Genomic DNA, 20,390 nt, shown 5'->3' on the forward strand with positions numbered 1-20,390 from the left:
GGGCGTCATATCCGGCCCAGCGCCTGGACTTTCCAGGCCAGCCAGAACTTGCGCACGGGCGTCAGGCTGATGCGCTGGTTGAGCACCTGGAAGTCGTCACGCTCGATCTCGCGCAGCAGCGTGCGGTAGATGCTGGCCATCATCAGGCCGGGCTTCTGGGTGCGGCGGTCGGCCAGCGGCAGCAGGGCCAGCGCCTCGTCGTAGGCGGCGTGGGCGCGCTGGGCCTGGAACTTCATGAGCGCGACAAAACGGTCGGAGTGCACGCGGTTGAGAATTTCGTGCGCCTTCACGTCGAACTGCTGCAGCTCGTTGACCGGCAGGTAGATGCGACCGCGCAGCGCGTCTTCGCCGACGTCGCGCAGGATGTTGGTGAGCTGCAGCGCCAGGCCGAGCTTGTGGGCGTAGGCGGTGGTCTGCGGATCGGTCTGGCCGAAGATGCGCGCCGCGACTTCGCCGACCACGCCGGCCACCAGGTGGCAGTAGCGCGCGAGGCCGGGAAAGTCGAGGTAGCGGGTCTGGTCCAGGTCCATCTGGCAGCCGTCGATCACTTCGTTGAGTTGGCGCGCCTCGATGCCGTAGGTGGCGGCATGCGGCATGAGCGCCTGCATGACCGGGTGGCGCGGCGTGCCGGCGAAGGCCTGGGCGACTTCGGTGCGCCACCAGGCGAGCTTGGTGGCGGCCACGCCGGGGTCGGAAACCTCGTCGACCACGTCGTCGACCTCGCGGCAGAAGGCATAAAAAGCCGTGATCGCGGCGCGCCGCGGCTTGGGCAGGAACAGGAAGGCGTAATAGAAACTGCTGCCCGAAGCGGCGGCCTTGTCTTGCACGTATTGCTCGGGATTCATCGGGGAGGCGCTGCTTTCATGGGCCGTGATTGTCTCCGCATCCGCCATGCCTTCCAGAGCAGCACGGGTGCGTCGGCCTTGCCGACGGTGGGGCGCTGCGTGAAGGTGTCGAAGCCCAGGTCCTCGATCTTGTCCAGGATGCGCAGGCCGCCCTGCACGACCAGGCGCAGCTCCCAGCCCACGCGGCCCGGCAGGCGGTGCACGAGCGGGGCGCCCTCGGTCATGAGCTCGCGCGCCCAGAAGGCCACCACTGCTATCAGATTGATAGCTTCCTGCGGCGGCGGCGCGGAAGACAGCGGCGCGAAGACTTTGAAATGCTCCGAGGTCAGGCCGCGCCGCGCGCAGTCGGTGCGCGGAAAGTAGAAGCGCCCGCGCGGCAGGTCGACGCTCGGGTCCTGCCAGAAGTTGATGAGCTGCAGCGCGCTGCAGATGGCGTCGCTCTGGGCCAGCGCCTGCGCATCGGTCACGCCGTACAGGTGCAGCAGCAGCCGGCCGACCGGGTTGGCGGAGCGGCGGCAGTAGTCGAGCAGCTCGGCGCGGTCGGCGTAGGTGCCGCGGTCGCGGGTCTTCTCGATGTCCTGCATGAAAGCGCTGAGCAGGTCGGCGAGCAGGTCTTCGGGCAGGCGGTACTCGGTGATGGCCCAGGCCAGCGGGCCGAACACGTGGGGCCAGCGCGAGTCGGGCAGCGCGTCGCCGCGCGCGGCGGCGGCCAGTTCCTCGCGGTAGGCGCGCAGCTCGGCCAGGCGCGCATCGGGCGAGGCGTCGCCCTCGTCGGCGATGTCGTCGGCGGTGCGCGCGAAGTGGTAGATCGCGGCGATGGGCGGGCGCAGGTGCGGCGGGCACAGCCAGGAGGCCACGGGGAAGTTTTCGTAATGGGCCGGCGCGGCGGCATGACGAGGATTGGCAGGAGGAGTGGCGGACACGCCACGATTGTCGGCGACGTCATGTCCGGGCACTATGCTCGTGGCGTCGCCACTTTCCATCTCTCTTTCGCCCATGACGATGAAAGCAACTGCCGCGGCTTCCGGGACTTCGCTTCCCGCTTCGGGCGACACGGCACACGCGGCCGGGCCCGGTTTGATGATCGCGGCGCTGGGCGTCGTCTTCGGCGACATCGGCACCTCGCCGTTGTACGCCTTCAAGGAAACGATGAACCCCGAGCACGGCGTGCCGTTCTCGCCCGACGCGGTGCTGGGCCTGCTGTCGCTGATCTTCTGGGGCCTGATGTTCGTGGTGACGCTCAAGTACGTGGTGTTCGTGCTGCGCGCCGACCACGACGGCGAGGGCGGCATCCTGGCGCTGCAGGCGCTGGCGCGCAACGCCGTTTCCGGCCCGAAGACCCGGCCCTGGGTGTGGCGCGGGATCGGGGTTCTGGGCCTGGTGGGCGCGGCCATGTTCTATGGCGACAGCCTCATCACGCCGGCGATCTCGGTGCTGTCGGCGGTCGAGGGCCTGGAGGTGCAGGCGCCGGTGCTGCAGCGCGTGGTGATCCCGATCACGCTGGCCATCCTCGTCGGGCTGTTCATGGTGCAGAAGAAGGGCACGGGCGTGGTCGGCAAGATCTTCGGGCCGGTGATGCTGCTGTGGTTCCTGGTGCTGGGCGTGGCAGGGCTGTGGCAGGTGCTGCAGCAACCGCAGGTGCTGGCGGCGCTCGACCCGCGCCGGGCGGTGGGCTTCCTGGTGGTGCACCGGGCGCAATCGCTGGCCGTGCTGGGCGCGGTGTTCCTGGCGTTCACGGGCGGCGAGGCGCTGTATGCCGACATGGGGCACTTCGGCGCCAGGCCGATCCGTCTCGCGTGGCTCTTCATCGCGCTGCCGGGGCTGGTGCTCAACTACTTCGGACAGGGCGCGCTGGTGCTGGCGAACCCGGCGGCCATCGACAACCCGTTCTTCCGGCTCTTTCCCTCGTGGGGCGTGCTGCCGATGGTGGTACTGGCCGCCATGGCCACGGTGATCGCGTCGCAGGCGGTGATCTCGGGCGCCTTCTCGCTCACCGCGCAGGCGATGCGCATGGGCTACCTGCCGCGCATGCGCGTGGTGCAGACCTCGGGCACGGCCATCGGGCAGATCTACGTGCCCGCGGTCAACTGGTTGTTGATGGTCGGCGTGCTGCTGCTGGTGCTGGGCTTCCGCAGTTCGGGCGCGCTGTCGGCGGCGTATGGCATCGCGGTGTCGATCACGATGGTGACGACCACATTGCTGGCCGGCATCGTGGCCTGGGGCCTGTGGCGCTGGAACAAGGTGGCGGTGGCGGTCGGCGTGGCGGCCTTCGCGGCGGTCGACCTGACCTTCGTGGTGTCCAACAGCCTGAAGGTGGCCGAGGGCGGCTGGCTCACGCTGGCGGTGGCGGCCGGGGTGATGGTGCTGTTCACCACCTGGGCCAAGGGCCGGCGCCTGGGCCTGGAGGCGGCGGCGGCCGACAGCCTGCCGCTGCGCCCCTTCGTCGATTCGCTGGCGCTGAACATGCCGCACCGGGTGAGCGGCACGGCCGTGTTCCTGAACCCCGACGCCACGGCGGTGCCGCACGCGTTGCTGCACAACCTCAAGCACAACCAGGTGCTGCACGAGCAGGTGATCGTGCTGCGCGTGCTCTCGTGCGACACGCCGCGCGTGGACGCACGCCTGCGCATCGAGGCCGAGCAGCTGATGGACGGCATCTGGGTGGTCACCGCGCGCCACGGCTTCATGGAGCGGGCCGACGTGCCCGAGTTCATCCGCATCCTGGCCTACCAGAAGACCCTGGCCATCGACTCGATGAAGACCTCGTACTTCGTCTCCCGCGCCTCGGTGGGCGAGGAGAACCTGCCGGGCATGAACCCGGTGCGACGGGTGCTGTTCGGCTGGCTGCAGCGCAACGCGGGCCGGGCATCCGATTACTTCGAGCTTCCCGACAACCGGTTGGTGGAGATGGGGCAGAGAACCTAGGGCCTGTTCACCCTATTTCTGGCGTCGCGAAGGTCTGCCAGGGCGGGCCAATCAAGGCGCGTGACGCCGCGTGTGCATGCGCGCACGCAAGGAGCGCAACGCTGAGTGGCCCGCCCTGGCAGACCTTCCCTCCGGGTTGGCCGGCAAAGGGGCCGTCTGCGGCGTTGCCCGCACTTGCAAGGCATGAGCCTTGCTGCGCACGGGCGCCTTGCAGCCAGCCCCTTTGCCGGCCAACGCGACGCCAGAAATAGGGTGAACAGGCCCTGGCGCCAACATGGTCAACTGACCGGCGGGTCATTGACACTGTTTAACGTTTACCCTAGATTACTAACCGGTGGGTCATTAATGACCCGGTTCCTCTCTTCTTGGGTGTCTCATGACCGCCTCCGCCGCCTCACTCCGTGCCCGCAGCGCCGCCTGGCTGCTGCTTCCCGCCATCTTTCTGGCCGGCTGTTCGCCGAAACCGCCCGCCCAGGAGCCCGTGAGGGCGGTCAAGTTCGTGACCGTCGGCACCAGCGACTACGACGCCCAGCCCGAGTTCTCGGCCGAGGTGCGGGCCCGGGTCGAATCGCGCCTGGGCTTCCGGGTGGCGGGCAAGATCATCCGCCGCCAGGCCGAGCTCGGCCAGCACGTGCAGGCCGGCCAGGTGCTGGCCCAGCTCGATCCGCAGGACTACCGCCTGGCCGCCGAGGCCGCCCGTGCCCAGCAGGCCGCCGCGCTGACCAACCGCGACCTCGCAGCCGCCGACCTGAAGCGCTACACCGAACTGCGATCGCAGAACTTCATCAGCGGCGCCGAACTGGAACGCCGCGAAACCACCTGGAAGGCCGCCCAGGCCCAGCTCGAGCAGGCGCAGGCGCAACTGGCCTCGCAAGGCAACCAGGCCAGCTACACGACGCTGGTGGCCGACGTGGCAGGCATCATCACGGCCATCGAGGCCGAGCCGGGCCAGGTGGTGCAGGCCGGCACGCCGGTCGTGCGCATCGCCCAGGACGGCGCGCGCGACGTGGTGTTCGCGGTGCCTGAAGATCGCGCCGCGCTGATCAAGCCCGGCTCGCCGGTCGCGGTGCGCGGCTGGTCCGGCGGCGAGGTGCTGCAGGGCCTGGTGCGCGAGGTGGCGGCCAGTGCCGACGCGGTCACGCGCACCTACTCGGTCAAGGTGTCGATCGACGCCGCGACCTCGCCGGCGCTCGGTGCCACCGTCTATGCCAGGCCACAGGCCCTGGCCCGCACCGACGTCGCGGTGATCAAGCTGCCGACCAGCGCACTGCGCCAGGAAGGCAAGGGCTCCGCAGTCTGGGTGCTCGACAAGGACAGCATGACCGTGCGCTCGCAGCCGGTGCAGGTGGTCACGGCCGACGGCAATGAAGCGGTGATCGGTTCGGGCCTGGCGACCGGGATGATGGTCGTGGCCGCGGGCGTGCACGTGCTGTCGCCGGGGCAGAAGGTCACCATCTACCAGTCGAAGGAGGCCATGGCGGCCGCCGCCAATGGCCAGCAGCAGGCGCAGGCGAAGCAGCAGGCTGTCGAGGCCGTGGCCGCGACGAAGAAGGAGATCGCAACGGGTGCCGCCAAATGACGGAAGGCCCAGCGACCCCCGCGACAACCCCGGCGCCTGAGTCTGAGTACAAGTCGCCCGGCTTCAACCTTTCCAAATGGGCGCTGGACCACGCGCCCCTCACGCGCTACCTGATGGTGGTGCTGATGGTGCTGGGCGCGTTCGCGTACTTCCAGCTCGGCCAGGACGAAGACCCGCCGTTCACCTTCCGTGCCATGGTCGTGCGTACCTACTGGCCCGGCGCCACCGCGCAACAGGTGGCCGAGCAGGTCACCGACAAGCTGGAGCGCACGCTGCAGGAAGCGCCGTACGCCGACAAGATCCGCAGCTACTCCAAGCCCGGCGAGTCGCAGATCATTTTCCAGATCAAGGATTCGTCGAAGGCCGCCGAGGTGGCCAACGTCTGGTACACGGTGCGCAAGAAGATCGGCGACATGCGCGGCACCTTGCCCGCGGGTGTGCAGGGGCCGTTCTTCAATGACGACTTCGGCGACGTCTACGGCGTGATCTACGCGCTGGAAAGCGAAGGCTTCAGCTACGCCGAGCTCAAGACGCTGGCCGACGACGTGCGCCAGCAGCTGCTGCGCGTGAAGGACGTGGCCAAGGTCGACCAGTTCGGCGTGCAGGATGAGAAGGTTTTCATCGAGATCTCGCAGAAGCGCCTGGCCCAGCTGGGGCTCGACTTCAACGCCGTGCTGGCCCAGCTCGGCTCGCAGAACGCGGTCGAAAGCGCCGGCACGATCCAGTCGCCGCTGGACGTGGTGCAGGTGCGCGTGGGCGGCCAGTTCACCAGCGTCGAGCAGCTGCGCGAGATGCCGATCCGCGGCAGCTCGGGCAACCAGATCAAGCTCGGCGACATCGCCGAGATCCGCCGCGGCTACGTCGATCCGCCGGCCGTCAAGGTGCACCACCAGGGCAAGGAAGTGATTGCGCTCGGTGTGTCGATGGCCAAGGGCGGCGACATCATCGCGCTGGGCAAGGCGCTCAAGGCCACCACCGCCACCATCGACCAGCGCCTGCCGGCCGGCGTGAAGCTGGCGCAGGTGCAGGACCAGCCGGTGTCGGTGGCCAGCTCGGTCAACGAATTCGTCGGCGTGCTCATCGAGGCCGTGGCCATCGTGCTGGCCGTGAGCATCATCGCGCTCGGCCTGCACAAGGGCGGGCGTTTCGGCTGGTACATCGACATGCGCCCGGGGCTGGTGGTGGCCATCACCATCCCGCTGGTGCTGGCCGTGACCTTCCTGGCCATGAACTACTTCGGCATCGGGCTGCACAAGATATCGCTGGGGTCGCTGATCATCGCGCTCGGCCTCCTGGTGGACGACGCGATCATTGCCGTGGAGATGATGGTGCGGAAGATGGAAGAGGGCTACGACAAGGTCCGCGCCGCCACCTTCGCCTACGACGTCACGGCCAAGCCGATGCTCACGGGCACGCTCATCACGGCGGCGGGCTTCCTGCCGATCGGCATCGCCAAGTCGGTGACGGGCGAATACACCTTCGCAATCTTCGCGGTGACGGTGATCGCGCTGGTGCTGTCGTGGATCGTGTCGGTGTACTTCGTGCCGTACCTGGGCACGCTGCTGCTCAAGGTGAAGCCGCACGACCCTGACGCGCCGCCGCACGAGCTGTTCGACACGCCGTTCTACAACAGCTTCCGCCGCGCGGTGAACTGGTGCGTGCAGCACCGCTGGCTGACCATCGGCGCCACCGTGCTGATCTTTGCGCTGGGCATCGTCGGCATGGGCAAGGTGCAGCAGCAGTTCTTCCCCGATTCGAGCCGGCCCGAGATCATGGTGGACATCTGGTTCCCCGAAGGCACCTCGTTCGCCGCCAACGAAGAGGTGGCCAAGCGCGTCGAGCAGCGCGTGATGAAGGAAGAGGGCGTGAAGACCGTCAGCACCTGGATCGGCTCCGGCGTGCCGCGCTTCTACCTGCCGCTGGACCAGGTGTTTCCGCAGACCAACGTGTCGCAGCTCATCGTGCTGGCCAAGGACCTGAAGGTGCGCGAAACGTTGCGCCTGCGCCTGCCCGCCTTGCTGGCCGAGGAATTCCCCGAGGTGCGCGGCCGCGTCAAGCTGCTGCCCAACGGCCCGCCGGTGCCGTACCCGGTGCAGTTCCGCGTGATCGGCACCGAGCCCGCCCAGCTGCGCGCCCGTGCCGACGAGGTGAAGGCCGTGCTGCGCGAGAGCCCCAACATGCGCGGCGTGAACGACAACTGGAACGAGTCGGTCAAGGTGATCCGCCTGGAGATCGACCAGGCCAAGGCGCGTGCGCTCGGCGTGACCAGCCAGGCCATCGCCCAGGCTTCGCGCACCATGTTCAGCGGCACCACGGTCGGCCAGTACCGCGAGAACGATTTGCTGATCGACATCGTGCTGCGCCAGTCGGCCGACGAACGCGAGGCCATCTCGGACATCGGCAACGCCTACATCCCGACGACCACGGGCCGTTCGATCCCGCTCACGCAGATCGCCCGGCCGGTGTTCACCTGGGAGCCCGGCGTGATGTGGCGCGAGAACCGCGACTACGCCATCACCGTGCAGGGCGACGTGGTGGAAGGCCTGCAGGGCGCCACCGTGACCGAGCAGCTGCTGCCGAAACTGCGCGAGCTGGAAGCCGGCTGGCATGCGGCCGGGCAGGGCGGCTACCGCATCGAGGTGGCCGGCGCCGTGGAGGAAAGCTCCAAGGGCTCGGCCTCGATCGTGGCGGGCGTGCCGATCATGCTGTTCCTGGTGTTCACGCTGCTGATGCTGCAGCTGCACAGCTTCAGCCGCTCGCTGCTGGTGTTCATCACCGGCCCGATGGGCATCGCCGGCGTGGCTGCCGCGCTGCTGCTGCTGAACCGGCCTTTCGGCTTCGTGGCGCTGCTCGGCGTGATCGCACTGATGGGCATGATCCAGCGCAACGCCGTGATCCTGATCGACCAGATCGAGCTCGACCGCGCCGCCGGCGTGCCGGCCTGGGACGCGATCGTCGAGTCGGCGGTGCGGCGCCTGCGCCCCATCGTGCTCACCGCCGCGGCGGCGGTGCTGGCGATGATCCCGCTGTCGCGCAGCGTGTTCTGGGGCCCGATGGCCGTGGCCATCATGGGCGGGCTGATCGTGGCCACCGTGCTGACGCTGCTGGCGCTGCCGGCCATGTATGCCGCGGCCTTCCGCATCAAGCGGGAGCCGCAAACCGCTGCCGCCTGAAAAGGCGCTTTTCACGGGCCGTTTTCGCGCGGCCCGTATCCCTTGCGCGAGAGTGGGTGAAATCCCCCAAAGGGGAAGCCGGAAGCCCCCCATTCTTGCGTTTAAAATGCGCGGTTGACCGATTTCAGGCGGACGGTCTTGGGCCAGCGGTTTTCCGCAGCGCCGAGGCCGTCCGCCTTTGCATTCACCTGAAATTTGGCATCGCGCGGGTGGCGAAATTGGTAGACGCACCAGGTTTAGGTCCTGACGTTCGCAAGAACGTGCCGGTTCGAGTCCGGCCCCGCGCACCAGCCACACCCCTCACAAGGAAGACACCATGACCGTGAACGTTGAAACTCTCGAGAAGCTCGAACGCAAGATCACGCTGACCCTGCCGGTCGGCACCATCCAGAACGAAGTCGATTCGCGCCTCAAGAAGCTCGCGCGCACCGTCAAGATGGACGGCTTCCGTCCCGGCAAGGTGCCGATGAACGTCGTGGCCCAGCGCTACGGGTACTCGGTGCACTACGAAGTCATGAACGACAAGGTCGGCGAGGCTTTCTCGCAAGCCGCGAACGAAGCCAAGCTGCGCGTTGCCGGCCAGCCCCGCATCACCGAGAAGGAAGAGTCGCCCGAAGGCCAGCTCGCCTTCGACGCGGTCTTCGAAGTGTTCCCCGAAGTCAAGATCAACGACCTGTCGGGCGCTGAAGTCGAGAAGCTGTCGGCCGAAGTCGGCGACGAAGCCATCGACAAGACCCTGGACATCCTGCGCAAGCAGCGCCGTACCTTCGCCCAGCGCGCCCAGGACGCCGTGGCCGAAGACAACGACCGCGTGACGGTCGACTTCGAAGGCAAGATCGACGGCGAACCCTTCCAGGGCGGCAAGGCCGAAGACTTCCAGTTCGTCGTCGGCGAAGGCCAGATGCTCAAGGAATTCGAAGACGCCGTGCGCGGCATGAAGTCCGGCGACAGCCGCACCTTCCCGCTGTCGTTCCCGGCCGATTACCACGGCAAGGACGTGGCCGGCAAGCAAGCCGACTTCATGGTCACCGTGAAGAAGATCGAAGCTTCGCACCTGCCCGAAGTCAACGAGCAGCTGGCCAAGTCGCTCGGCATCGCCGAAGCCACCGTGGAAGGCCTGCGCGCCGACATCAAGCGCAACCTCGAGCGCGAAGTGAAGTTCCGCCTGCTGGCCCGCAACAAGAACGCCGTGATGGACGCCCTGGTGGCCAACGCCGAACTCGACCTGCCGAACGCCAGCGTGCAGTCGGAAGTCGCCCGCATGATCGAAGGCGCCCGCGCCGAGCTCAAGCAGCGCGGCATCAAGGACGCCGACAAGGCCCCGATCCCCGAGGAAGTGTTCCGCCCGCAAGCCGAGCGCCGCGTGCGCCTGGGCCTGGTCGTGGCCGAGCTGGTGCGTGCCAACAACCTGCAAGCCAAGCCCGAGCAGATCAAGGCCCACATCGACGAGCTGGCCGCCAGCTACGAGAAGCCGCAAGACGTCGTTCGCTGGTACTTCAGCGACAACAACCGCCTGGCGGAAGTCGAGGCCGTGGTCATCGAGAACAACGTGACCGACTTCGTGCTGGGCAGGGCCAAGGTCAACGAAAAGTCGGTGTCGTTCGACGAACTGATGGCACAGCAGCAGTAAGCTGGTTTCCGTCGCTGCATGCAGCAACGCCGATGGGGCTTGTGCTTTGCGGCACGAGCCCCATTTCACTCAGGCGTACAGTTCAATCAGAGCGAACGAATCCATTTTCCGGAGAGCAAATTCATGAGCGCACAGGAAATTCAAGGCCTCGGCATGATCCCGATGGTCGTCGAGCAGTCGGGCCGCGGCGAGCGGTCGTATGACATCTACTCGCGTCTCCTCAAGGAACGCATCATCTTCCTGGTGGGCGAGGTCAACGACCAGACCGCCAACCTCGTGGTGGCCCAGCTGCTGTTCCTCGAGAGCGAGAACCCGGACAAGGACATTTCGTTCTACATCAACTCCCCGGGCGGCAGCGTGAGCGCCGGCATGGCGATCTACGACACCATGCAGTTCATCAAGCCGTCGGTGTCGACCATGTGCCTGGGCTTTGCGGCCAGCATGGGCGCCTTCCTGCTGGCGGCCGGCGAGAAGGGCAAGCGTTTCTCGCTGCCCAACTCGAAGATCATGATCCACCAGGTGCTCGGCGGCGCACGCGGCCAGGCCACCGACATCGAGATCCATGCGCGCGACATCCTGCGCACCAAGGACCAGATGAACCGCATCCTGGCCGAACGCACCGGCCAGCCGCTGGAAAAGGTCAAGTCGGACACCGAGCGCGACTATTTCCTGACTGCCGACGAGGCCAAGGATTACGGCCTAGTCGACCAGGTCGTCTCCCAGCGCGGTTAAAGCCGCCCGGCGCCGCGGGCGCCAGAATGGCAAAAACGGCGTTTCCCACACGGGAAACGCCGTTTTTGTTTAGTTATCATTGTCCATACCCTGTCACGAGGCAAAAGTCCATGGCCGAAAAAAAAGGCACCTCCAGCGAAAAAACGCTTTATTGCTCGTTCTGCGGCAAGAGCCAGCATGAGGTCAAGAAGCTGATCGCGGGCCCTTCGGTCTTCATCTGCGACGAATGCATCGACCTGTGCAACGAGATCATCCGTGACGAGCTGCCGGCCGGTGAGGAAGCGCGCGACGCGCGCAGCGACCTGCCCACGCCGCTGGAGATCAAGACCAACCTCGACAACTACGTGATCGGCCAGGAGCCGGCCAAGCGCATGCTGTCGGTGGCGGTCTACAACCACTACAAGCGCCTGCGTCACAAGGAAAAGAACACCAAGGGCGACGAGGTCGAGCTCAGCAAGAGCAACATCCTCTTGATCGGCCCCACGGGCTCGGGCAAGACGCTGCTGGCGCAAACGCTCGCGCGCATGCTCGACGTGCCCTTCGTGATGGCCGACGCCACCACGCTGACCGAGGCCGGTTATGTGGGCGAGGACGTCGAGAACATCATCCAGAAGCTGCTGCAAAGCTGCAACTACGAGGTCGAGCGTGCCCAGCGCGGCATCGTCTACATCGACGAAATCGACAAGATCTCGCGCAAGTCCGACAACCCCTCGATCACCCGCGACGTGTCGGGCGAGGGCGTGCAGCAGGCATTGCTGAAGCTCATCGAAGGCACCATGGCCAGCGTGCCGCCCCAGGGCGGGCGCAAGCACCCGAACCAGGACTTCCTGCAGATCGACACGACCAACATCCTGTTCATCTGCGGCGGCGCCTTTGCGGGCCTGGAGAAGGTCATCGAAAACCGCACCGAGGCCTCGGGTATCGGCTTCGGCGCCGCAGTGAAGAGCAAGGCCCAGCGCAGCATCACCGAGGTGTTCCGCGAAGTCGAGCCCGAAGACCTGATCAAGTTCGGCCTGATCCCCGAACTCGTGGGCCGCATGCCCGTGGTCGCCTCGCTGGCCGAGCTGAGCGAAGACGCGCTGGTGCAGATCCTGACCGAGCCCAAGAATGCGGTGGTGAAGCAGTTCACCAAGCTGCTGCAGATGGAGGGCGTGGACCTTGAAATCCGTCCCGCGGCGCTCAAGGCGATCGCCCGCAAGGCGCTGGCCCGCAAGACCGGTGCGCGCGGCCTGCGCTCGATCCTTGAACAGTCGCTGATCGACACCATGTTCGAATTGCCGAACGCGACCAATGTCGACAAGGTGGTGGTCGAGGAATCGACCATCGACGAAAACAAGCCCCCGCTGCTCGTGTACCGCGAAACGGCGAAAAAGGCCTAAAGGACAAGGACGCTCATGTCTGGTCATACCCCATTGCCCCCCGAAGCCCTCGACCTGCCGCTGCTGCCGCTGCGGGACGTCGTGGTGTTTCCCCACATGGTGATCCCGCTCTTCGTGGGTCGCCCGAAGAGCATCAAGGCGCTCGAGCTGGCGATGGAGGCCGAGCGCCGCATCATGCTGGTGGCCCAGAAGGCCGCCGCCAAGGACGAGCCCTCGGTCGAGGACATGTTCGAGGTCGGCTGCGTCTCGACCATCCTGCAGATGCTCAAGCTGCCCGACGGCACCGTGAAGGTGCTGGTCGAAGGCCAGCAGCGCGCGCGCGTGAACCGCATCGATGACGGTGAAACCCATTTTTCGGCCAACGTGACGCCCGTCGAGGCGCCCGAAGGCGGCGAGAAGGGCACCGAGGTCGAGGCGCTGCGCCGTGCGGTGATGCAGCAGTTCGACCAGTACGTCAAGCTGAACAAGAAGATCCCGCCCGAGATCCTGACTTCGATCTCGAGCATCGACGATGCCGGCCGCCTGGCCGACACCATCGCCGCCCACCTGCCGCTCAAGCTGGACAACAAGCAGGCCGTGCTCGACCTGGACGACGTCAAGGCGCGCCTGGAAAACCTGTTCGGCCAGCTCGAGCGCGAAGTCGACATCCTGAATGTCGACAAGAAGATCCGCGGCCGCGTGAAGCGCCAGATGGAGAAGAACCAGCGCGACTTCTACCTCAACGAGCAGGTCAAGGCCATCCAGAAGGAGCTCGGCGAAGGCGAAGAGGGCGCGGACATCGAGGAGATCGAGAAGAAGATCAAGCTCGCCAAGATGTCCAAGGAAGGCCTGAAGAAGGCCGAGGGCGAGCTCAAGAAGCTCAAGCTCATGTCGCCCATGTCGGCCGAAGCCACGGTGGTGCGCAACTACATCGACGTGCTCATCAGCCTGCCGTGGAGCAAGAAGACCAAGATCAAGCATGACCTGGCCAATGCCGAGGCCGTGCTCAATGCCGACCATTACGGCCTCGAGAAGGTCAAGGACCGCATCCTTGAATACCTCGCGGTGCAGCAACGCGTCGACAAGGTGAAGGCACCCATCCTGTGCCTCGTGGGCCCACCGGGTGTCGGCAAGACCTCGCTGGGGCAGTCGATCGCGAAGGCGACCGGCCGCAAGTACACCCGCATGGCGCTGGGCGGCATGCGTGACGAGGCCGAGATCCGCGGCCACCGCCGCACCTACATCGGCGCGCTGCCGGGCAAGGTGCTGCAGGGGCTGAGCAAGATCGGCACGCGCAATCCGCTGTTCCTGCTGGACGAAATCGACAAGCTGGGCACGGACTTTCGCGGCGATCCGTCGAGCGCGCTGCTCGAAGTGCTCGACCCGGAGCAGAACCACACCTTCGGCGACCACTACGTGGAAGTCGACTTCGACCTGAGCGACGTCATGTTCGTCGCCACCTCGAACTCGATGAACATCCCGCCGGCGCTGCTGGACCGCATGGAAGTCATCCGCCTCTCGGGCTACACCGAGGACGAGAAGACCAACATCGCGATCAAGTACCTGCTGCCCAAGCAGATGAAGAACAACGGCGTGAAGGACGACGAACTGGCCGTCACCGAAGCCGCCGTGCGCGACATCGTGCGCTACTACACGCGTGAAGCCGGCGTGCGTTCGCTCGAGCGCGAGCTGTCCAAGATCTGCCGCAAGGTGGTGAAGGGTCTGCTGCTCAAGCAACTGACGCCCAAGGTCACGGTCGACGGCGAGAACCTCAACGAGTTCCTCGGCGTGCGCAAGTACAGCTTCGGCCTGGCCGAGAAGCAGAACCAGGTCGGCCAGGTGGTCGGCCTTGCGTGGACCGAAGTCGGCGGCGACCTGCTGACGATCGAGGCCGTGACCATGCCCGGCAAGGGCGTGATCAGCCGCACCGGTTCGCTGGGCGACGTGATGAAGGAATCGGTCGAGGCCGCGCGCACCGTGGTGCGCAGCCGCTCGCGCCGCCTGGGTATCAAGGACGAGGTGTTCGAGAAGCGCGACATCCACATCCACGTGCCCGACGGCGCCACGCCCAAGGACGGCCCGAGCGCAGGTGCGGCGATGACGACGGCCTTCGTGTCGGCGCTCACGGGCATCCCGGTGCGTGCCGACGTCGCGATGACTGGCGAGATCACGCTGCGCGGCGAAGTCACCGCCATCGGCGGCCTGAAGGAAAAGCTGCTGGCCGCCCTGCGCGGCGGCATCAAGACCGTGCTGATCCCCGAAGAGAACGCCAAGGACCTGCAGGACATTCCCGAGAACGTGAAGAACGGCCTCGAGATCGTGCCGGTGAAGTGGATCGACAAGGTGCTCGAGATCGCGCTCGAGAAGATGCCCGAGCCGCTGTCCGACGAAGAGGTGGCCGCTTCGGCTGCTGCGGTGGCCGAACTGGCCAAGCAGCGCGCCGGTGCGCCGGCCGTCGAAGGCTCGGTCAAACATTGATCGATTGATTGCAGAACTTGTGAAGCCTCAAAAAACTGGTATATAATTTGAGGCTCGAAACGCGGGAATAGCTCAGTTGGTAGAGCGCAACCTTGCCAAGGTTGAGGTCGAGAGTTCGAGACTCTTTTCCCGCTCCAGTTTTGAAAAAGGGAAGCAAGCAGCTTCCCTTTTTTTCGCAGTTCGATTTCGTTATTCAGCGTGGCGCGATAGCAAAGCGGTTATGCAACGGATTGCAAATCCGTCTAGCCCGGTTCGACTCCGGGTCGCGCCTCCACCCTCTCGTCAAGACCGATCGGCTCCGATACACAAGCCCCGCCAACCGACGTTGCCGGGGCTTGTTTCATTTGGGTTATCGTCGATGTTCAACCCGAGGCCCGGATGGTGAAATTGGTAGACACATCGGACTTAAAATCCGCCGCTTCCTTAATCGGGGCATACGGGTTCGACCCCCGTTCCGGGTACCACCATATTTACAAGGGAGTATTTGATGCCTCGCTACAACGCTCCATTTGAGATCCATGTGCATGGCGATGTGCCGCTGCGCTCGGACGTGAGCTTCGAGCAGATCCAGGAGGCGCTGCGGCCGCTCTGGAAATACGCAGGCGCCAAATCGCTGGCCGACGGTGCCACCAGCACCTACGAAGAAGAACCCGGCATCCGCTTCGAGCAGAAGGACCACACGCTGCAGATCTGCTGGACCGTGCCGGGCGACGAAGACTTCCGCCAGGCGCTCGACGAGATGTGCATGGGCCTGAACGAACTCTCCGAGCGCGGCGCCGCGATCGAAGTCACCTTCTACGACACCGATTTCGACGAAGAAGAGGGTGATCCCGACGAAGAATCGCGCGACGACTTCCTGATGCTGTTCGTGGGCCCCAACCCGGCCGCGATCATGCAGGTGCAGCGCGACCTGCTGGTCGAAGACGTGGTCAACCTCATGGAACGCCACTTCGACGGTGCCGAGTTGGGCGGCGTGGTTGCCGAAATCGACCGCCTCTTCAGCGACCGTTTCGACGCGCTCGTGAACTCGCTCGAAATCGGCAAGCGTCCGCGCGGTGCCGGTGGGGCCGGCGGCGGCAGCGGTGGTGGTCACGGCGGTGGCCGTCGTCCGCGCCACCTGCACTAACCCTTCACTCCGCCCGGTCCCAAGGCCGCATGGCCCTGTTCCCAGCCTCCGCGTTGCGCCCCGGCGTGCGCAAGCGCGAGGTGTTCGGCTGGGCGATGTACGACTTCGCGAACTCGGGCTACACCACGGTCGTGATCACGGCGGTGTTCGCCGCCTACTTCGTGGGCGGCATCGCCAAGGGCGCGCCATGGGCCACCTTCGCATGGACCGCGGCCCTCAGCACCTCGTACGCCATCGTGATGCTCACGATGCCCGCCATCGGCGCCTGGGCCGACCTGCGTGCCGCCAAGAAGCGCGTGCTGGTCATGACGACCACGGGCTGCGTGCTCGCCACGGCGGCTCTGGCGCTCACGCCGGGCTTCGCGGGCGGCGCGATGGGCGTTGCGCTCGCGGTGGCGCTGGTGATCGTCTCCAACGCGTTCTATTCCTACGGCGAGTCGCTGACCGGCGCCTTCCTGCCCGAGCTGGCGACGGCCGAAGGCATGGGCAAGGTGAGCGGCTGGGGCTGGGCCTTCGGCTATGTCGGCGGCATGCTGGCGCTGGGGCTGTGCCTGGCGTACGTGCTGTGGTCGCAAGCGCGCGGGCTGCCGGCGGCGCACTTCGTGCCGGTCACCATGCTGATCACGGCGGCGATCTACGGCGTGGCCGCCTGCGTCACCTTCGCGCTGCTGCCCGAACGCGCCGTGCCGCAGGCCCGCCGCGGCCAGGACAGCGCCTGGCGGCAATTGCGCGCAACCTTCCAGCAGGCGCGCGCCTACCGCGACTTCATGTGGCTGCTGGTCTGTACCGTCTGCTACCAGGGCGGCGTGGCGGTCGCAATCACGCTGGCCGCGATCTACGCCGAGCAGGTGATCGGCTTCGTCGCGAGCGAGACGATGGTGCTGATCTTCGTGCTCAACATCGCGGCCGCGCTCGGCGCCTTCGGCTTCGGCTACGTGCAGGACCGCATCGGCCACAAGGTGTCGCTGGCCGCGACGCTGCTCGCGTGGATCGCGGTGTGCGTGATTGCCGCATGGGTCACGACCAAGGGCGGCTTCTGGTGGGCCGCCGCCATCGCGGGGCTGGCGATGGGCTCGAGCCAGTCGGCCGGGCGCGCGATGACGGGTTACCTCGCGCCGCCACAGCAGCTGGCCGAATTCTTCGGCCTCTGGACCTTTGCCACGCGCCTGGCCAGCATCATCGGCCCGCTGAGCTTCGGCGCCATCACCTGGGCCACCGGCGGCAACCAGCGCATCGCGATCCTCTCGACCGCGGTGCTGTTCATCGGCGGGCTGTTGCTGCTGCTGCCGATCGACATGCAACGCGGCCGTAGGGCTGCGCTGCACGACAAGGCTGCTGCGCGATAGCGGCGCCCCGGCGCCTCAGGGCGTCTGCTGCAGCGACTTCGGCACCTTGAAGCGCTCGCCGTCATAGCGCAGCGTCACGGTGCTGAACTTCGCGGGCAGCGCCTTCTCGACGCAACCCTGGTCTTCCTGTTCCTGCGCGCGGCTTTGCACCAGCGTGCGCGACAGCTGCAGGTCGGCCAAGCCGTTGCTCGTGGTGCGCGCGACCGACAGCATGGTGCGCAGCTTCTCGAAGTGGCCGGTGCAGGTGGCGTCCCAGCCGCCGTTGTCGTGATCGAGCTCGATCTCCTGCAGCACCTGCTGCAGCTTGTTGCCGCGCTGCACGTACAGGCGCACGGTCTCGCTGGCTTGCGGGCCCGAGGTCGTGCTGTTGCCGCGGTAGCGCACGCGCAGGCCGAAGGCGCGCGTGTCGGGCGACAGCACGTAGCGCGAGGTGTCGACGCGAATCTCCTGGATTGCGGTGGTGGCGTCTTCGTCGAGCGCCTCGGGCAGGAAGATCCGCCCGATCACCGTGTCGCGGTCGGTGTTGCCGTTGTCGGGCCGCTGGATCAGCAGCAGCGCGAGGTCGAAGACCTTGGCGCCCTTGTCCGTGGTCTCGCGCGGCATGGGCAGCACCACGATGCTGCGGCCGGGAAACGCCGGCCAGACCTTGCAGGCGGCCAGCCGCTCGTCGAGCGGCTGCTTCGGATAGAGCTTGGCGTGCATGCGCTCGGCCAGCCCGCTTTCGCAGGCGGCGTGGCCCAGGCCGGCGGCTGAGGCCAGGCCCAGCAGGACCAGTGCATGACGCAGGAAGAAGAGGGCGCGCATGGCGGGTGAGTGGATGTCAGGCCGCGTTCGCCGCCGGCACCGAAGCGCCTTGCGCGCGTGCAGGCAGCCAGCGCGCCGCGGCGGCTTCGAGCACCGCCAGGTCGCCGCTGCTCTCGAGCACCAACCCGCCTTCGCTGCCGTCGTCGGCCAGCCGGCCGAGTGACGCCAGCACGCGGCGCGTCTGCTGCGCGACCGGTGCGCCGGTGTCGATGAAGCGCAGCGTCGGCGGTGCGTGGCGCTGCAGCTCGTCTTTCACGAGGGGGTAGTGCGTGCAGCCGAGCACCACGGTGTCGACCTGGCCCGCGCCGTCGCCGAACGGGCCGGCCTGCGCCATGTAGCGCGCGCACAGCGCGGCGATGCCAGGGTTGTCGAAGCCTTCGATGGCCTTCACGAGGCCGTCGCACGGCACGGGCCGCACGGTGGCCGAGCCGCCGAAGGATTCGCGCAGGGCCGCGTAGCGGGCGCTGGCCAGCGTGCCGCGCGTGGCCAGCACCGCGATGTGGCCCGTGCGGCTCGTTGCCACGGCGGGCTTGAGCGCCGGCTCCAGGCCCACGATGGGCAGTGCGGGGAATTCGGCGCGCAGCACGTGGATCGCCGCCGTGGTGGCCGTGTTGCAGGCCACCACCAGCGCCTTGATGTCGTGCGCACGCAGCAGGTGTTCGACCACCTGGCGCGAGTGCGCGATGACGTAGGCGTCGCCGCGTTCGCCATACGGCGCGTTCGCGGTGTCGGCGAAGTAGACGAAGCGTTCAGTCGGCAGCTCGGCCTGCAGCGCGGCGAGCGTGCTCAGCCCCCCGACGCCGCTGTCGAACACGCCGACCGGGTTCAAGCGACTTCCAGCGGAATGGTCTTGAACTCGCCGCTGGCGATGCGCTTTTGCCATTCGGCCGGGCCGGTGATGTGCGCGCTGGTGCCGCCGGCATCGACCGCCACCGTCACGGGCATGTCGACTACGTCGAATTCGTAGATGGCTTCCATGCCCAGGTCTTCGAAGCCCACCACCTTGGCGGTCTTGATGGCCTTGCTCACGAGGTAGGCGGCGCCGCCCACGGCCATGAGGTAGGCGCTCTTGTGCTTCTTGATCGCCTCGATGGCGACCGGGCCGCGCTCGGCCTTGCCGATCATGGCGATCAGGCCCGTTTCGGCCAGCATCATCTCGGTGAAGCCGTCCATGCGCGTGGCGGTGGTCGGGCCGGCGGGGCCCACGGCTTCGTTGCCGACCGGATCGACCGGGCCGACGTAGTAGATGACGCGGTTCTTGAAGTCGACCGGCAGCTTCTCACCCTTGGCCAGCATGCCCTGGATGCGCTTGTGCGCGGCGTCTCGGCCGGTGAGCATCTTGCCGTTCAGCAGCAGCGTGTCGCCGGGCTTCCAGCTCGCCACTTCGGCGGGCGTGAGCTGGTCGAGGTTGACGCGCTTGCTCTTCTTTTCGTCGGGCGCCCAGTTCACGTCGGGCCACAGGTCGAGCGACGGCGGATCGAGGTAGACCGGGCCGCTGCCGTCCATCACGAAGTGCGCGTGGCGTGTGGCCGCGCAGTTGGGGATCATCGCCACGGGCTTGCTGGCCGCGTGCGTGGGGTACATCTGGATCTTGACGTCGAGCACGGTGGCCAGGCCGCCCAGGCCCTGCGCGCCGATGCCCAGGGCATTGACCTTCTCGAACAGTTCGAGGCGCAGCGCCTCGACCTTGCTGAGCTCGGCGCCCGAGGCGGCCTTGGCCTGCAGCTCGTGCATGTCCAGGTCGTCCATCAGGCTTTCCTTGGCCATCAATGCGGCCTTCTCGGCCGTGCCGCCGATGCCGATGCCCAGCATGCCGGGCGGGCACCAGCCGGCGCCCATGGTCGGCACGGTCTTGAGCACCCAGTCGACCACGCTGTCGCCGGGGTTCAGCATGACCAGCTTGCTCTTGTTCTCGCTGCCGCCGCCCTTGGCGGCCACCGTCACTTCGACGGTGTTGCCCGGCACGATCTCGGTGAAGATCACCGCGGGCGTGTTGTCCTTGGTGTTCTTGCGATCGAACTGCGGGTCGCCCACGACCGAGGCGCGCAGCGTGTTGTCGGGGTGGTTGTAGCCGCGGCGCACGCCTTCGTTGATGGCGTCGTCCAGCGAGCCGGTGAAGCCGCCCCAGCGCACGTCCATGCCCACCTTGAGGAACACGTTGACGATGCCGGTGTCCTGGCAGATCGGGCGGTGGCCCGTGGCGCTCATCTTGCTGTTGGTCAGGATCTGCGCAATGGCGTCCTTGGCGGCGGGACTCTGCTCGCGCTCGTAGGCCTTGGCCAAGTGGGCAATGTAGTCCGCGGGGTGGTAGTAGCTGATGTACTGGAGCGCGGCGCTGATCGATTCGATCAGGTCGGCCTGCTGGATCGTGGTCGTCATGGTGGGGAGTCTTCT

14 protein-coding genes and 4 tRNA genes are annotated in these 20,390 nt (G+C 66.7%); 13 read left to right on the forward strand and 5 right to left on the reverse strand.

Annotation, left to right across the window (positions count from 1 at the left end; translation table 11 throughout):
• Positions 1-5: 5 nt before the first annotated feature.
• Together hpnD and hpnC are read right to left on the reverse strand one after the other, a co-directional pair.
• The gene (gene hpnD / locus AC1RL8_RS00700; protein ID WP_062475853.1) at positions 6-845 is read right to left on the reverse strand and encodes a presqualene diphosphate synthase HpnD; all 840 of its coding nucleotides are present in this window, start codon (positions 843-845) and stop codon (positions 6-8) included.
• A complete protein-coding gene (gene hpnC / locus AC1RL8_RS00705) occupies positions 842-1,702 on the reverse strand; it encodes a squalene synthase HpnC (RefSeq protein ID WP_492685525.1) in 861 nt (286 codons plus the stop codon). The genes hpnD and hpnC overlap by 4 nt, the downstream gene beginning before the upstream one ends.
• A 145-nt stretch (positions 1,703-1,847) precedes the next feature.
• Here hpnC and AC1RL8_RS00710 point away from each other — a divergent pair, with 145 nt between their 5' ends.
• From AC1RL8_RS00710 to AC1RL8_RS00770, 13 genes are all read left to right on the forward strand, one after another.
• The gene (locus AC1RL8_RS00710) at positions 1,848-3,770 is read left to right on the forward strand and encodes a potassium transporter Kup (RefSeq protein ID WP_492685708.1); all 1,923 of its coding nucleotides are present in this window, start codon (positions 1,848-1,850) and stop codon (positions 3,768-3,770) included.
• 376 nt (positions 3,771-4,146) lie between these two features.
• Positions 4,147-5,349, forward strand: coding sequence for an efflux RND transporter periplasmic adaptor subunit (locus AC1RL8_RS00715; protein WP_492685526.1), 1,203 nt, complete (start codon positions 4,147-4,149; stop codon positions 5,347-5,349).
• A complete protein-coding gene (locus AC1RL8_RS00720; protein WP_492685527.1) occupies positions 5,346-8,522 on the forward strand; it encodes an efflux RND transporter permease subunit in 3,177 nt (1,058 codons plus the stop codon). Before AC1RL8_RS00715 ends, AC1RL8_RS00720 begins: the two co-directional genes overlap by 4 nt.
• Positions 8,523-8,725: 203 nt before the next feature.
• Positions 8,726-8,812, forward strand: a tRNA-Leu gene (locus tag AC1RL8_RS00725).
• A 26-nt stretch (positions 8,813-8,838) separates the two neighbouring features.
• Complete coding sequence (gene tig, locus AC1RL8_RS00730; RefSeq protein WP_492685528.1) at positions 8,839-10,152, forward strand: trigger factor; 1,314 nt, start codon at positions 8,839-8,841, stop codon at positions 10,150-10,152.
• Between the two features lie 123 nt (positions 10,153-10,275).
• A complete protein-coding gene (clpP, locus tag AC1RL8_RS00735) occupies positions 10,276-10,884 on the forward strand; it encodes an ATP-dependent Clp endopeptidase proteolytic subunit ClpP (protein ID WP_062475843.1) in 609 nt (202 codons plus the stop codon).
• Positions 10,885-10,994: 110 nt separating this feature from the next.
• Positions 10,995-12,263: an ATP-dependent Clp protease ATP-binding subunit ClpX gene (gene clpX, locus AC1RL8_RS00740; protein WP_062475840.1), complete on the forward strand. Its 1,269-nt coding sequence runs from the start codon at positions 10,995-10,997 to the stop codon at positions 12,261-12,263.
• Positions 12,264-12,278: 15 nt separating this feature from the next.
• Positions 12,279-14,720, forward strand: coding sequence for an endopeptidase La (gene lon / locus AC1RL8_RS00745; RefSeq protein WP_139703709.1), 2,442 nt, complete (start codon positions 12,279-12,281; stop codon positions 14,718-14,720).
• Positions 14,721-14,781: 61 nt separating this feature from the next.
• Positions 14,782-14,857: transfer RNA gene (locus AC1RL8_RS00750), tRNA-Gly, on the forward strand.
• Between the two features lie 63 nt (positions 14,858-14,920).
• Positions 14,921-14,994, forward strand: a tRNA-Cys gene (locus tag AC1RL8_RS00755).
• A gap of 98 nt (positions 14,995-15,092) precedes the next feature.
• Positions 15,093-15,184: transfer RNA gene (locus AC1RL8_RS00760), tRNA-Leu, on the forward strand.
• 23 nt (positions 15,185-15,207) lie between these two features.
• Complete coding sequence (locus tag AC1RL8_RS00765) at positions 15,208-15,846, forward strand: DUF6806 family protein (protein WP_095745079.1); 639 nt, start codon at positions 15,208-15,210, stop codon at positions 15,844-15,846.
• 29 nt (positions 15,847-15,875) lie between these two features.
• Positions 15,876-17,192 (forward strand): MFS transporter, encoded by a 1,317-nt coding sequence (locus AC1RL8_RS00770; RefSeq protein ID WP_492685529.1) that lies wholly within the window; start codon positions 15,876-15,878, stop codon positions 17,190-17,192.
• 15 nt (positions 17,193-17,207) lie between these two features.
• Here AC1RL8_RS00770 and AC1RL8_RS00775 read toward each other — a convergent pair whose 3' ends face one another.
• From AC1RL8_RS00775 to AC1RL8_RS00785, 3 genes are read right to left on the reverse strand one after another with little or no spacing between them, the layout of a single operon-like run.
• Positions 17,208-17,996: a PA3715 family protein gene (locus AC1RL8_RS00775; protein ID WP_492685530.1), complete on the reverse strand. Its 789-nt coding sequence runs from the start codon at positions 17,994-17,996 to the stop codon at positions 17,208-17,210.
• A gap of 16 nt (positions 17,997-18,012) precedes the next feature.
• On the reverse strand, positions 18,013-18,825 hold the full coding sequence (gene murI / locus AC1RL8_RS00780; protein ID WP_354343527.1) for a glutamate racemase: 813 nt from the start codon (positions 18,823-18,825) through the stop codon (positions 18,013-18,015).
• Complete coding sequence (locus AC1RL8_RS00785) at positions 18,822-20,375, reverse strand: fumarate hydratase (protein WP_062475824.1); 1,554 nt, start codon at positions 20,373-20,375, stop codon at positions 18,822-18,824. Before AC1RL8_RS00785 ends, murI begins: the two co-directional genes overlap by 4 nt.
• Between the last annotated feature and the right edge of the window lie 15 nt (positions 20,376-20,390).

It is taken from the genome of Variovorax sp. GW822-FHT04E09 (genome assembly GCF_058800845.1).

Excerpts from the sequence above, each read along its gene's own strand:
- AC1RL8_RS00720 (WP_492685527.1), top strand. The coding sequence starts at position 5,346 with ATGACGGAAGGCCCAGCGACCCCCGCGACAACCCCGGCGCCTGAGTCT.
- AC1RL8_RS00770 (WP_492685529.1), top strand. The coding sequence starts at position 15,876 with ATGGCCCTGTTCCCAGCCTCCGCGTTGCGCCCCGGCGTGCGCAAGCGC.
- AC1RL8_RS00775 (WP_492685530.1), bottom strand. The coding sequence starts at position 17,996 with ATGCGCGCCCTCTTCTTCCTGCGTCATGCACTGGTCCTGCTGGGCCTG.
- clpX (WP_062475840.1), top strand. The coding sequence starts at position 10,995 with ATGGCCGAAAAAAAAGGCACCTCCAGCGAAAAAACGCTTTATTGCTCG.
- AC1RL8_RS00715 (WP_492685526.1), top strand. The coding sequence starts at position 4,147 with ATGACCGCCTCCGCCGCCTCACTCCGTGCCCGCAGCGCCGCCTGGCTG.
- hpnD (WP_062475853.1), bottom strand. The coding sequence starts at position 845 with ATGAATCCCGAGCAATACGTGCAAGACAAGGCCGCCGCTTCGGGCAGC.
- AC1RL8_RS00785 (WP_062475824.1), bottom strand. The coding sequence starts at position 20,375 with ATGACGACCACGATCCAGCAGGCCGACCTGATCGAATCGATCAGCGCC.
- AC1RL8_RS00765 (WP_095745079.1), top strand. The coding sequence starts at position 15,208 with ATGCCTCGCTACAACGCTCCATTTGAGATCCATGTGCATGGCGATGTG.
- AC1RL8_RS00710 (WP_492685708.1), top strand. The coding sequence starts at position 1,848 with ATGAAAGCAACTGCCGCGGCTTCCGGGACTTCGCTTCCCGCTTCGGGC.
- lon (WP_139703709.1), top strand. The coding sequence starts at position 12,279 with ATGTCTGGTCATACCCCATTGCCCCCCGAAGCCCTCGACCTGCCGCTG.
- tig (WP_492685528.1), top strand. The coding sequence starts at position 8,839 with ATGACCGTGAACGTTGAAACTCTCGAGAAGCTCGAACGCAAGATCACG.
- clpP (WP_062475843.1), top strand. The coding sequence starts at position 10,276 with ATGAGCGCACAGGAAATTCAAGGCCTCGGCATGATCCCGATGGTCGTC.